This window comes from Sphingomonas sp. CFBP8993 (assembly GCF_034044895.1).
Taxonomy (GTDB): Bacteria; Pseudomonadota; Alphaproteobacteria; order Sphingomonadales; family Sphingomonadaceae; genus Sphingomonas.
Map to the genome: position 1 here is coordinate 294,669 of NZ_JAXCWU010000004.1, position 12,106 is coordinate 306,774.

At 66.2% G+C, this 12,106-nt stretch carries 12 protein-coding genes; 7 read left to right on the forward strand and 5 right to left on the reverse strand.

Annotated features, from left to right (window positions below):
• Window positions 1-4: 4 nt before the first annotated feature.
• Together SOM26_RS10155 and SOM26_RS10160 are read left to right on the forward strand one after the other, a co-directional pair.
• Complete coding sequence (locus SOM26_RS10155) at window positions 5-961, forward strand: aldo/keto reductase (protein WP_320452598.1); 957 nt, start codon at window positions 5-7, stop codon at window positions 959-961.
• A 67-nt stretch (window positions 962-1,028) separates the two neighbouring features.
• Entirely contained in the window at window positions 1,029-1,394 is a 366-nt protein-coding gene (locus SOM26_RS10160; protein ID WP_320452599.1) for a response regulator, read from the forward strand.
• A gap of 22 nt (window positions 1,395-1,416) precedes the next feature.
• Here SOM26_RS10160 and SOM26_RS10165 read toward each other — a convergent pair whose 3' ends face one another.
• Window positions 1,417-3,459 (reverse strand): putative bifunctional diguanylate cyclase/phosphodiesterase, encoded by a 2,043-nt coding sequence (locus tag SOM26_RS10165; protein WP_320452600.1) that lies wholly within the window; start codon window positions 3,457-3,459, stop codon window positions 1,417-1,419.
• Between the two features lie 120 nt (window positions 3,460-3,579).
• Window positions 3,580-4,974: a helix-turn-helix domain-containing protein gene (locus SOM26_RS10170; protein WP_320452601.1), complete on the reverse strand. Its 1,395-nt coding sequence runs from the start codon at window positions 4,972-4,974 to the stop codon at window positions 3,580-3,582.
• Between the two features lie 67 nt (window positions 4,975-5,041).
• Between SOM26_RS10170 and aceA the strand changes: the two genes are divergently transcribed.
• The 4 genes from aceA to SOM26_RS10190 all read left to right on the forward strand — a co-directional run bounded on the left by aceA (window position 5,042) and on the right by SOM26_RS10190 (window position 8,483).
• On the forward strand, window positions 5,042-6,439 hold the full coding sequence (aceA, locus tag SOM26_RS10175) for an isocitrate lyase (RefSeq protein ID WP_320452602.1): 1,398 nt from the start codon (window positions 5,042-5,044) through the stop codon (window positions 6,437-6,439).
• A 42-nt stretch (window positions 6,440-6,481) separates the two neighbouring features.
• A complete protein-coding gene (locus SOM26_RS10180; protein ID WP_320452603.1) occupies window positions 6,482-6,640 on the forward strand; it encodes a hypothetical protein in 159 nt (52 codons plus the stop codon).
• Window positions 6,641-6,840: 200 nt separating this feature from the next.
• Window positions 6,841-7,797: a cation diffusion facilitator family transporter gene (locus SOM26_RS10185; RefSeq protein ID WP_320452604.1), complete on the forward strand. Its 957-nt coding sequence runs from the start codon at window positions 6,841-6,843 to the stop codon at window positions 7,795-7,797.
• An 11-nt stretch (window positions 7,798-7,808) separates the two neighbouring features.
• The gene (locus SOM26_RS10190) at window positions 7,809-8,483 is read left to right on the forward strand and encodes a hypothetical protein (RefSeq protein ID WP_320452605.1); all 675 of its coding nucleotides are present in this window, start codon (window positions 7,809-7,811) and stop codon (window positions 8,481-8,483) included.
• Here SOM26_RS10190 and SOM26_RS10195 read toward each other — a convergent pair.
• Together SOM26_RS10195 and SOM26_RS10200 are read right to left on the reverse strand one after the other, a co-directional pair.
• A complete protein-coding gene (locus tag SOM26_RS10195; RefSeq protein WP_320452606.1) occupies window positions 8,435-9,055 on the reverse strand; it encodes a DUF4893 domain-containing protein in 621 nt (206 codons plus the stop codon). The two genes, SOM26_RS10190 and SOM26_RS10195, sit on opposite strands and share 49 nt — an antisense overlap.
• Entirely contained in the window at window positions 9,052-9,837 is a 786-nt protein-coding gene (locus SOM26_RS10200) for a 3-hydroxybutyrate dehydrogenase (protein WP_320452607.1), read from the reverse strand. The genes SOM26_RS10195 and SOM26_RS10200 overlap by 4 nt, the downstream gene beginning before the upstream one ends.
• 128 nt (window positions 9,838-9,965) lie before the next feature.
• On the opposite strand from SOM26_RS10200, the gene ypfJ reads away from it, so the two are divergent.
• Window positions 9,966-10,880 (forward strand): KPN_02809 family neutral zinc metallopeptidase, encoded by a 915-nt coding sequence (ypfJ, locus tag SOM26_RS10205; protein ID WP_320452608.1) that lies wholly within the window; start codon window positions 9,966-9,968, stop codon window positions 10,878-10,880.
• A 186-nt stretch (window positions 10,881-11,066) separates the two neighbouring features.
• Here the strand turns inward: ypfJ and SOM26_RS10210 are convergent, their stop codons facing one another.
• Window positions 11,067-12,050: an NADP-dependent oxidoreductase gene (locus SOM26_RS10210; RefSeq protein ID WP_320452609.1), complete on the reverse strand. Its 984-nt coding sequence runs from the start codon at window positions 12,048-12,050 to the stop codon at window positions 11,067-11,069.
• Window positions 12,051-12,106: the final 56 nt, after the last annotated feature.

Here is a 12,106-nt window from a genome sequence, read left to right on the forward strand (position 1 = left end):
CCCCATGACCGACATGCCGCTTCGCCGCCTGGGTTCGACCGACCTGATGATCGCCCCGCTGGTACTGGGCGGCAACGTCTTCGGCTGGACCGCCGACCGCGCGGCGAGCTTTGCGGTGCTCGACGCATTCGTCGATCAGGGCGGCGTGCTGATCGACACCGCCGACGTCTATTCCGCCTGGGTCGATGGTCATCGGGGCGGCGAGTCCGAGGCGATGATCGGCGAATGGCTGAAGGCCAGCGGCAAGCGCGACCAGGTGCTGATCGCGACGAAGGTCGGGATGCTGCCCGGCGAGGGCGGCGAGAAACTGGCCCCCGCCCGGATCGCCGCTGCGGCCGAAGCCTCGCTCAAACGCTTGGGCACCGACCGGATCGACCTGTATTTCGCGCATCAGGATGACGAGGACCAGCCGCAGGAGGCGGTGATGGAGGCCTTTGCCAAGCTGGTCCAGGCGGGCAAGATCCGGGTGATCGGCGCATCCAACTATCATGCGGCACGCCTGAAATCGGCGAACGAAGCCGCGCGCGATGCGGGCCTGCCGCGCTACCACGTGCTTCAGCCCGAATATAATCTGGTCAGCCGCCAGAAGTTCGAGGGCGAGTTGCAGGATTACTGCGTCACCGAGAATATCGGCGTGGTCCCCTATTACGGCCTGGCCGCCGGGTTCCTGACCGGCAAATATCGCAGCGACGCGGACCTGTCGCAAAGCGTGCGGGGCGCGAAGATGGGCGAGCTGTTGCACGGCAAGGGTGCAGCAGTGCTGGAGGCGCTGGACGCCGTGGCCGAAGAAACCGACGCGACCCCGGCGCAGGTCGCGCTCGCGTGGCTGATGGCGCAACCCGGCGTGACCGCGCCGATCGCCAGCGCGACCAGCGTGAAGCAGCTGCTGGAGTTGACGCCTGCCATGCGCCTCGCCCTGTCCGATGCCCAGCTGGCCCGCCTGACCGAGAGCTTGACTTGAGGCGAACAAACTTCAAGTATGTTAAGTCTTGGAACGGACAGATTTTCTCAGGAATTGAACGAGGCCTATGACAATCAAGCCTCCGACCATTCTGGTGGTCGATGACCAGCCCTTGCTGCTGTTGCACGTTCAGTTCGCTTTCGAGGATGCGGGGTACCGGGTGATCCAGGCGACCAGCGCCGATGAAGCGCTGGTCGCGCTGGACAGACACCCCGAAATTCGCGCGGTGTTCACCGATGTGACGATGCCGGGCACACTCGACGGCGCGGCGCTCGCCACGCGGTTGCGCGAATCCCATCCGCATGTCGCGATCATCGTCACGTCCGGCGACGCGAACTATGTGCCCGACGCCCTGCCCGTGGGCGTTCGCTTCGTGCCCAAGCCCTATACGGGGTCGGGCATCATCAGGATGATTTCGGAAGAGGTCGTCTGAGCGGCACCGGTGCGCAGCCGGGTCAGGTCACCTGGTTGCGGAACACACCGGGACGCCCGATCAGATACCCCTGGACCTGATCGCAGCCCAGGCTGCGCAGGGTCGTCAACTGCGCTTCGGTTTCGACCCCCTCGGCGACGATCGGGATGTTCAGGCTGCGCCCCAGGCCCAGTGACGCGCGGACGATCGACAATGCCGGGCCGTGCGCATCCATCGCGCTGATGAAGCTGCGATCGATCTTGATCTTGTCGAAGGGGAATTGCTGAAGACTGCTGAGCGAGGAATAGCCGGTGCCGAAATCGTCCATGACGATCTGCACGCCCGCCGCACGCAGCGTGCGCAGATTGGCGGTGGCGGTCTCGCGCTGTTCGATCAGCACACCCTCGGTCACCTCCACCTCGACGCGAACGGGGTCCATGCCATGCGCCAGGATCGTCGCCAGCATCTGCTCGCCCAGTTGCGGCTCGCGCAGCTGCACCGGGGACAGGTTGATCGCCAGCTTCCAGTCCATCGGCCAGTGGCGCGCCGTGGTCAGCGCCTCGACCAGCAGATATTGGCCGATATCGGCGATCAGCCCGTGCTCCTCGGCCAGTGCGATGAAGGTATCGGGGCTGATCGGCCCCAGCACCGGATGCGTCCAGCGGGCCAGTGCTTCCTGGCCGATGATCCGGCGCGACGCACAATCGGCGATGGGCTGGAACACCAGGCTCATCTCGCCCCGGCTCGCGGCCTCGCCCAACTCATGCGCCAGCCAGTGGCGCTGGCGCCGGTCCTCGTCCATCGCCGTGTCGTAATGGCGCGCACGGTGACGGCCATCGGCCTTGGCGCGGTACAGCGCGATGTCGGCACAGGCCTGTAGTTCGTCGCTCTCGCTGCCATGGCATTGCGACAGGGCGACGCCGATGCTCATGCGGATGGTGGGGGCGGCACGGTCCTGCGCCACGGTATCGAAAATCCGGCTCAGCACCATGCAGGCATCGTGTTGGTCAGGAGCCAGATAATGGATGATCGCGAATTCGTCGCCGCCGATGCGCGCAACGACGTCCTCCTCCCCCGCCGCGGTGCGCAGGATCGTGCCCGTTCGCTGCAGCATGATGTCGCCCGCGGCATGGCCCAGCGTGTCGTTGACGCTCTTGAATCCGTCCAGATCGATCGCCAGCAGCGCGATCCGTTGTCCCGCGCGAAGTGCCTGGTCCATTCGCTCGGCAAAGACCAGGCGGTTGGCCAGCCCGGTCAGCGAGTCGTGATGCGCCAGATACTCAACCTGTCGCTGTGCCCGTTCGCGTGTTTCCCGCTCCTGCGCCAGGGTCTGGAGCGCGCGGGTCAACTCGCCCAGTTCGTCGCTGCGCCGGGCATAGGGCAAGGCGGGCAGCGCCCGTCCGCCATTCATGCCGCGCACCGCCAGGACGATCGTCATCAGCGGCCCGACGATCCGCCAGCGCAGCCACAGGATCAGACCGCCGACCAGGGCGACCATCATCACCGCAGCAACAATGGTCTCGACCATCGTGCGCTGCGATACGATCTCGGCTTCCCGTATCGGGGCCTTCAACTCCTGGCGTAGCGCCTGGCGAACCGCGTCGCGCCAATATTCCAGGGATCGCAGCGCGTTCTGAAATTGCGGCAGGCCGTCATAAAATGCGCTGGGGTCGGCTTTTCCTGCAACCAGCAGGGCATGGGTGACGCGGACGAACCGCTGTTCGGCGGCACGAACCTCCGCTTCCGCTCGCTGGCCATAAACCGTCTGGGCAACGGGCCCATTCGCGTCCGGACGACGCTGCACATCGACCGATCGTGCGATCGTCGCCCATTCCGCCGCCGATCGGTTGGCGGTCCGTCCGTCAAGCGCCAGGACCTGCCTGCGCAGATCGCGCAGCCGGGTGTCGGCTTCGGCGAAACGGCCCAGCGTGCTGGTGATCCGTTCGATCGTCTCGACCGTGGCGATCAGCCGCCGGTCGAGCGACACCCCCGCCAGGGTCAGCGCCGTCGAGGTGAACAATACGATCGACAACGCGACCGCAAAGCGGACTTCCAATGAACGGAAACGGGAAAACAGCCAATTCATCGCGGCAGCGTGATGACCGATGGCCCCCTTAAATTTAATGAAGGTTAGTAAAAAAGATTTCTCCTGCCCTGACAGCGCCATATCGCCCGGCCGCACCGAAGGACGCGAGAATGGGGAGCGTCAGTCGGCCGCGCAGGCCAAGGACGCGACGGCCCGTTCCCGTTCGTTGACGATCAGGGCACGTCCCGCCGCAGCCACGGCGCGTTGCGGGCAATCGGGGCGTGGGCAGCGGCGACATCCCGGTCCGATCGGTATCGCGCGGACGGCCGGATCCAGTCCTTGCAAAGCCGCCAGCTGGCTCGCCAGATCGCCCGCCAATCCCAGCACGATCACGAACCGCGCGGTCACGCCCGATGACGATCGCCCCGCATGGTCGACCCGGCGGGCGATGGTCACGAACGGCGTACCGTCCGGCATCGCCACACGTTGCGGCGGTGGATCGCCTGCCCGGTCGAAGATGCCGAGCGCGTCCCATAGCGGGCAGATACCGTCCGCCTCGGCCAGGCCGGGATCACTGGCCCCGATCAGCCGCTTCGACACCTGCCCCGCCCGGTCGATCCGCAGCATGAAAAAGGGCAGCCCGCGCGCACCGACGCGGTTCAGCGTGGTCAAGCGGTGCGCCAGCTGCTCGTGCGACACGCCGAACCGGCGGCGCAGCACCGCCAGGTCATAGCCCGTCGCCTCGCACGCGCGCAGGAAACGGGCATAGGGCATGACCAGCGCGGCGGCGAAATACTGTGCCAGGTAACGGCGGAACAGCCGCTCGGCGATCCGGTCGCCAAAGGCCGCGCCGCGCGCCAGCGCCTCGATCTCGCCCCGCGCCTCCGACTGCGCCACCTGCACCGCCAGCGCGAAGACGCGACCCGGCGCCTCCAGCATTTCGGACAGCTGCAACTGCCGGGCATGAAGATCCAGCCGGGTCAGCCGGTCGGGCATGATATCGACCGGCAGCACCCGGATGGCGAGCGCATGACGCACTCGCAGCCGTTCGGCGAGCGCCGCATACAGGTCGCCCGCGTTCAGCCGCAACTCGTCGGCCAAGGTCTCTGCGGCGGCATCGAGATCGGGAAAATGGTTACGCCACCGCTCGATCTCGCGACGTACGAGGACGGTCGGATCGGGTGTCGGCGTCATGTCGGCCGCGCCGCCCGCCGCCCCGCCGAGCCGGTCGAAGACGCGTGCGAATGCCTCTGCCCCGCCCGGTGCCGCCGCCAGCCATTCCTCCAGTTCGCTGCGATCGATCTCCAGATCGGCGAACATCGGATCGGCCAGCCGCCGCCGCATCGCCGCAGCCCCTCCCCCCGGTGCCGCGGCGGTCAGCGTGCGCGGGTCGAAGTCGAATGTCTCGACCAGCCGCACCAGCAAGGCGGCGGATACCGGGCGCTGGTTGCGTTCGACCAGATTCAGATAGCTGGGTGAGATGTCGAGCATCTCGGCCATCGCGGCCTGCGACAATGCATTCTGACGACGCACCCGTCGCACCGCATGTCCGGCAATCAGCTTGGTCGCGTTCATGGCCCGCATCCCCTCCCACGCAAAGCTGCGCTTGGGCACAAGCCTTGTCAATTCTTTACAGCCCGACTTGCCACGCCCCCATAATTCCGACCGTGCGACGCGAGCGGATCGCCATGCGCCCTTCGCCAACTGGCCGATGCGGCGCACAGTCGTCGTCAACAAGCGACCATTTGTAAAGGACGATGCGATGCCCAGCTTCCAGGATCTGATCCCCGCCCCCGCCGGACGGTTCGACGGCATCGCCCGTCCCTACACCCCCGCCGACGTCGCACGCCTGCGCGGGTCGATCGCGGTCGAGCATACACTCGCTCGGCGCGGCGCGTTGAAATTGTGGGAGCTGCTGAAGTCCGAGGATTATGTCCATGCGCTGGGCGCGCTGTCGGGCAATCAGGCGATGCAGATGGTGCGGGCCGGACTGAAGGCGATCTACCTGTCGGGCTGGCAGGTCGCGGCCGATGCCAACACCGCCGGGCAGATGTATCCGGACCAGTCGCTCTACCCCGCCAATGCCGGCCCGGAACTGGCGCGGCGGATCAATGCGACGCTCGCCCGCGCCGACCAGATCGAACATGCCGAGGGTGGCGCGACCCGTGACTGGTTCGCGCCGATCATCGCCGATGCCGAGGCCGGCTTCGGCGGCCCACTCAACTGCCACGAGATCATGAAGGCTTATATCGCGGCGGGCGCGGCGGGTGTGCATTTCGAGGACCAGCTGGCGTCGGAGAAGAAGTGCGGCCATCTGGGCGGCAAGGTGCTGATCCCCACCGCCGCGCATATCCGCAACCTGGATGCGGCCCGGCTGGCGGCGGATGTGGCGGGCGTGCCGACCGTCATCTGCGCGCGCACCGATGCGGAAAGCGCCCGGCTGATCACATCCGACGTGGACGAGCGCGACCGCGAGTTCCTGACCGGCGAGCGGACGGCGGAGGGCTTCTTCCGCCTGAAGCCGGGCTCGGGCGTCGACCATTGCATCAGGCGCGGACTGGCCTTCGCGCCCCATGCCGATCTTTTGTGGTGGGAGACGTCGAAGCCCAATCTGGACGATGCACGGCGCTTTGCCGAGGCGATCCGGCGCGAGCATCCGGGCAAGATGCTGGCCTATAACTGCTCGCCCAGCTTCAACTGGGAAGCCAATCTGGACCGCGACGACATCGCCCGGTTCCAGCGTGAGATCGGGGCGATGGGATACAAGTTCCAGTTCGTCACGCTCGCAGGCTTCCATCAGCTGAACTACGGCATGTTCGAACTGGCGCGCGGATACCGGGATCGTGGCATGGCCGCCTATTCCGAGCTGCAGCAGGCCGAGTTCGCCGCCGAGGCGCATGGCTATACCGCGACCCGTCACCAGCGCGAGGTGGGGACCGGCTATTTCGACCTGATCGCGCAAATCGCGGCGGGCGGCGACAGCTCGACCACCGCGCTGGCCGAATCTACCGAGGCCGCCCAGTTCGTCCAGGCCGCCTGACGGCTTCCACTCCCTGTCCCACGCACCAAAGGAGAAAATGCCATGCCGACCGAACCGCGCCGCAGCCGCGCCGTCTTCTCCACCGAAGACTTCGCCCTGATGAAGGAGGCCATTGCCGAGCACGTCAAGCGCGTCGCCGACGACCCGCGCTCGATCAAATTCGCGCACCTGTACCACCGCCTGGGGCGGATCGCCTCCTGAGGCACGCGCACGGCCTTTGACTTCGCTCAGGCCGGGCGGAGGGCAGTACCGAGCCCCCCGTTCGCGCCGAGCGAAGTCGAAATGCGCACCCGAAATGTGACCGGGCATCTCTTGGCTGAACGGAAGGCAGCACGAGGCCCCCACCATCACGCTTTGTTGAACCAACGGAACAACCGCCCCGATCACACGCTGTATCGGCCATGCCCAACACCGGCCTGACCGCGCGCATCCGCGAGAATATCGTATTGTACGGCGCGCTGGCAGCCAATCTGGCGATCGGCGTCGCCAAATTCGTGGCGGCCGGGATCACCGGATCCTCCTCGATGCTGACCGAGGGCGTGCACTCCGTCGTCGACAGCGGCAACCAGATCCTGCTGCTCTATGGCCAGAGCCGCGCCAAGCGGGGGCCCGATGCGATCCACCCGTTCGGTTATGGCCGCGAGCTGTATTTTTGGGCGTTCGTGGTCGCCATCCTGATCTTCGCGCTGGGCTCGGGCATCTCGATCTACGAGGGTTGGCGCCACATCCAGTCGCCAGAGCCGCTGCGCGATCCCACCGTCAACTATATCGTGCTTGCCATCGCCTTTGCGCTAGAGGGTGCCAGCTGGACCATCGCGGTGCGCGAATTCGCGCGGACCAAGGGCAAGAGCGGATGGTGGCGCGCCATCCACGATTCCAAGGACCCGCCAGGGTTCATCGTGCTGTTCGAAGACTCGGCTGCACTTGCCGGGCTGGTGATCGCCGCACTCGGCGTGTGGCTGTCGCACGAGACCGGCGATGCGCGGATCGACGGCCTCGCCTCGATCCTGATCGGCCTGGTGCTGGGCCTTGTCGCGATCCTGCTCGCCCGCGAATCCAAGGGTCTGCTGATCGGCGAGCGCGCCGACCCGGAGGTGGTCGAGACGATCCGCGACATCGTCGCCGCGCGCCCCTGGATCAGTCACGTCAACCATGTCCGCACGATCCACACCGCGCCCGACAGCATCTTTGCGGCGATCAGCGCGGATTTTGTCGACAGCCTCCCCATGGGTGAGGCAGAAACCATGATCGAGATATTGGAGGACGATCTGCGCCGGGCGGTGCCCAGCCTGTCGTCCATCTATATCCGCCCCGAAAAGAAGGAAAACGCCGCCAGGGTGGCAGCCGGACCTGCATGATGAGGCCCCTCATGACGATGTTGATGCGCGCCGCCACGGCTCTTTTCCTGATGTGCGCCTGGGCCCTGCCTGCCCAGGCGGCGGTGACGATCACCTTCTGGAGCCATGAACTGGGCAACAGCTTTCCGCATACCTTCTTCTCGCTGCGCGGGACGGTCGACGCGAACGGCGCGCCAGTGGATGCCAATTACGGCTTCACCGCCAGGTCGATCTCGCCCGCGCTGCTGATGGGTACGGTCAAGGGACGGTTGGACATCTCCAAGCCCTTCTACATCTCGACCAGTGACGCGCAGTTTTCCTATGTCATGACCGATGCGCAATATGCCGACATCCTGGCGCTCGTCGCCGCCTGGGACGAGAAGACCGGCGATTCGCATTACAATCTCAACCAGCGCAACTGCGTCCATTTCGTGCAGGAAGCGGCACGGCGGCTGGGTCTGGTCGGCCTCGACCACCCCGATCTGATGAAGAAGCCGCGCTCCTATCTAAAGGCGGTGGCGCAGGCCAATGCCGACCGGGTGACGATCGTCGGGCAGAACGGCAAGGCCTATCTCGCCTCGCTGCCGCCGCTCCCGGCCGCGCCCGCAGCCTCCGCCACGGTGCAACCGGCACCGGCCAACGCCAATGGCGTGAGCGTTCAGGGGAGGACCGGCACCAGTTCCAGCACGTCGACCACCGACTCGTAAGCGGGGAACGGGAAGGCGATCCGCCAGCGATTGGCGTCGATCCGCTCGACCACCCCCGCCATGTCGCGGGCTCGGTCGCGGCCATAGGCATAGGACCGTTCTTCGTCGCCCAGGACCATCGTGCCCAGAAAGACGCTGCGCGCATCGGTGTCGGGATAGATGCGTCCGGTCAGCCGCTGCGACCCGTCGAGCTTGGTCAGACTGGCGCCATCCGCCGACACCCGGCAGCGGAAATAGGGATAGGCGACATAGGTCAGGACCGCGCGCCCTTGCGTCCCCATCTTGATCGTGCGGCACCGATAGTCGCCATCGGGCAGTTTGGGCTCCGCGATCGAATAGTCCGGGTCCGCCAGCAACCCCAATGCAGCAACCTCCGCCGCCGCGCCGCCCGCCTTTGCCTGGGCAATTCCCTTGACCCAGGCGGTGCGCCAGTTGCGCAGGCGAACCCGGTCATCCTCGGTCGCCGCCAGCCGCCAGTCGGTCGCCTCCTCGGCGCGGTTCGCCTCCGCCGTGCCGACCGCCGCCAGCGCGATCGCGACCCCCAGGATCGACCGCGTCCATGTTGCGGTCACTGGGCGGTCCAGCCGCCATCGACCGACAAATTGGCCCCCGTGATCGCCTTCGCCTCGTCCCGGCACAGGAACAGGGCGAGCGCGGCGACCTGTTCGATGGTCACGAACTCCTTGGTCGGCTGCGCCTTGAGCAGCACATCGTCGATCACCTGCTCGCGGGTCAGGCCGCGCGCCTTCATCGTGTCGGGAATCTGGTTCTCCACCAAAGGCGTCCAGACATAGCCCGGCGAGATGCAGTTGGCGGTGATGCCGTCGGTCGCCACCTCCAGCGCCACCGTCTTGGTGATGCCGACGACCCCGTGCTTTGCCGCGACATAGGCGGACTTGTTCGGGCTGGCGACCAGGCTGTGCGCCGATGCGGTGGTGATGATCCGGCCCCAGCCCTTTGCCCGCATGTGCGGGATCGCCGCGCGCATCATGTGCCAGGCCGAGGACAGGTTGATCGCGATGATCGCGTCCCACTTCTCGACCGGGAACTCGGCGATCGGCGCGACATGCTGGATACCCGCATTGTTGATGACGATGTCGACCGATCCGGTTTCCGCCGCTGCCCGCTCGATCATCGCGGCGATCTGTTCGGGCCGGGTCATGTCGGCGGGGTCGTACAGCGCCTGCGCGCCGCTCACCCGTTCCAGCGCGGCGCGATCCCGCTCGATCGCATCCGCATCGCCGAAGCCGTTGAGGACCACCGCCGCCCCTTCGGCCGCCAGCGCCTTGGCATAGGCCAGGCCGATGCCGGACGTGGAGCCCGAGATCACTGCGGTCTTGCCCTTCAGGAACATGCCATTCTCCCGTGATAGGCCCGCACCATGCGGACAGATGCACGCCCGTGCAACCGCTGTTGCCCTTCGCGGGTTTCATGGCCGAAGGGCCCGATAAGGGAACAAGACGACAAAGGGGTGACGGTGCCATGCGGCTCGACGATTATGACAACGACATCGACGTGGGCGAGGCACAGAGCGGAGGTGGCGGCGGCTTCGGCGGCGGCGGCGGCCTGCTATTCGGGCTGTTGCCATTGATCGGCAGCCGGTTCGGATGCGGCGGCATCGTGGTCGTACTGATCATCCTGGCGGTCGTCGGCATGAACCCCTTGAGCCTGCTGACCGGTGGCGGCAGCGGCAATGCCCCCGTGACCCAGAGCGCGGGATCGTCGGGTTCGGAAGGGGCCCGCCAGACCTGTGAAGCCTCGCCCGAACGCCGCGAAGCCTGCCAGGCGTTTAGCAATGCGGAGAATACCTGGGAAAAGATCTTCGCCGACAATGGGCAGCGTTTCTCGGCCCCCGGCCTGCGTTTCTTCCGGCCGGGTGCGAACAGCGTAACGTCGGGTTGCGGGACGGCTCCGTCAGCAGCAGGGCCGTTCTACTGTCCTTCGGATCGCCGTATCTATCTCGACACCCGCTTCTTTGACGAACTGGCCAACAAGTTCGGCGCGAAGGGCGACTTCGCGCGCAATTACGTGATCGCGCATGAATTCGGCCATCACATCCAGACGCTGCTCGGCACCTCCGACCAGGTTCGCCGCGCGCAGCAGGCGGCGGGCGAGGCGCAGGGCAATGCCCTGTCGGTGCGGCTGGAGTTGCAGGCGGACTGCTATGCGGGCGTCTGGGCGGCCAAGAACCGTGATCGGCTGGAGCCCGGCGACGTCGAGGAAGGCATGACCGCCGCCCGCGCGATCGGCGACGATACGTTGCAACGTGAATCCACCGGTCGGGTCGTGCCCGACAGCTTCACCCATGGCTCGTCGGAACAGCGGATGCGCTGGCTGCGGCGCGGTATGGAAACCGGCGATCCCGCGCAGTGCGATACGTTTTCGGGGGCAATTTAAGGATCGGAGACGTATTCGGCTTGGCCCGCCTTGCCATTTGACCAACCACCCCGCCAAGCGCGCTCCCCCTCCCGCAAGCGGGAGGGGGCCGGGGGAGGGTCCGTCGCGGGCAATGTCGCTAAACACAGGTCACCCCCGGAACGCCATCGCACAGGTGGGACGACAGTCGAAAAGTGCCCTTCGACCTTACAGCTTCACCAGCATCTTGCCCTTGTTACCGCCGGTGAACAGCGCCAGGAACGCCTCGGGCGTCCGATCCAGGCCCTCGAACACGGTTTCCTCGCGCTTCAACCGGCCCTGCTCCAGCATCTCGGCCATGTCGCGATAGAAGCCCGCCTGATCCTTGAAATCGCTGACGATGAAGCCCTGGATCCGCACGCGATTGCCGATCAGGCGCGCCAGATATTTCAGGCTGGTCGGCTTGGCATCATTGTACACGTCGATCATGCCGCAGATCGCAAAGCGGGCATTGGGCTTGGCATGGGCCAGTGCCGCGTCGAGGTGATCGCCACCGACATTGTCGAAATAGACGTCGATGCCATCCGGCGCCGCCTCGCCCAGCGCATCGACGACCGATGTCCCCGACTTATAGTCGATGACCTTGTCAGCACCCAGTTCGCGAACCCAGGCGGTCTTGTCCGCGCCGCCGGCCGAACCGATGACCGTCATCCCCTTGGCCTTGGCGATCTGTACCACGGTCGAGCCGACCGCGCCCGCCGCCGCCGAGACGAACACCGTGTCGCCGGGCTTGGCCTGGGCCACATGGAGCAGGCCGTAATAGGCGGTCATGCCCGGCATACCGAACTGACCCAGATAGGCCTGCGGATCGACACCGAGATCGGGCAGCGGCTGAACATGGGCGGCGGGCAGGATCGCCTCGTCGCGCCAGCCCGCCATGTGGCTGACCAGGGTGCCGACGGCGATGGCGTCGGCACGGCTTTCGACCACTTCGCCGATCGCACCGCCCTGCATCGGCTCGCCGAGCTGGAAGGGCGGGACATAGCTTTTCGTGTCGTTCATCCGTCCGCGCATATAGGGGTCGACCGACAGCCAGCGATTGGCGATCCGCACCTCGCCCTCGCCAAGCGCGGCTAGCGCCTGGTCGATCAGGGCGAAATCACCGGCCACGGGGGTGCCGTTCGGGCGTGCCGCCAGGGTCCAAGCCTTCATCACAATATCCTTATCATTCAACAGCCGCAGACATGGGAAAGGGCCCGGGTGAAGTC